This window comes from Dietzia papillomatosis NBRC 105045 (assembly GCF_001570845.1).
Lineage (GTDB): Bacteria > Actinomycetota > Actinomycetes > Mycobacteriales > Mycobacteriaceae > Dietzia > Dietzia cinnamea.
Map to the genome: position 1 here is coordinate 1 of NZ_BCSL01000125.1, position 720 is coordinate 720.

1 protein-coding gene is annotated in these 720 nt (G+C 73.1%); it reads left to right on the plus strand.

Annotation, left to right across the window (positions count from 1 at the left end; translation table 11 throughout):
• The coding region (locus DPA01S_RS17135) for an HNH endonuclease signature motif containing protein (protein WP_198150857.1) at positions 1-720 on the plus strand (720 nt) is incomplete at both ends.

Genomic DNA, 720 nt, shown 5'->3' on the forward strand with positions numbered 1-720 from the left:
CCCGCACCGGCGAAGCCGCCCTGCAGACCCTGCTGGAAATGCTCGCCACCTCGGATGGGGCCACCTTCGAGCAGGTCGATCCCCGCATCGGCGCCGCCGACGACACCGACGCCGCCCTGAGATACCGGCCCGGTGCCCAGTTGGCGCGCCGTGTCCGGCTCCGCGACGGCACCTGCCGCCACCCCGGGTGCACGATCCCCGCTGATGATTGTGACCTGGATCATGTGGTGCCGTTCAACCACGCCGACCCCGCCGCCGGTGGCCAGACCATCGAGGCGAACCTGGTGGCCCAATGCCGGCGCCACCACCGGTTCAAAACGTTCTCCGACTGGACCTACAGGCTCCAGCCCGACGGCACCCTGATCGTGACCACCCCCGACGGCACCGTCATGCTCACCCGCCCCGACGGGCCGCTGGCCCAGTACCGACGCGAACAACAACGCGACGAGGCCGATGCCTGGGCGCGTCAGCAACGCCGCAACCCCAGCCCCGTCTACGGGACCGGGGTCCTGGACGAGGCGACCTACTTCGCCCGCCGCGCCCAACGCCTGGCCCGCGAACGCGCCCGCACCGCCGCCCGCAACGCCGCCGAAGCCACCGACGCCGCACCGACCTCGCCGCCACCCGACACCGGCGCCGAGGCAGCCGAGACCGCCCCAGACCCGAACGCGGGTCCGGACTCGAACACGGCCCCGGGCCCGGCCCCGCGTGAGCGTATGA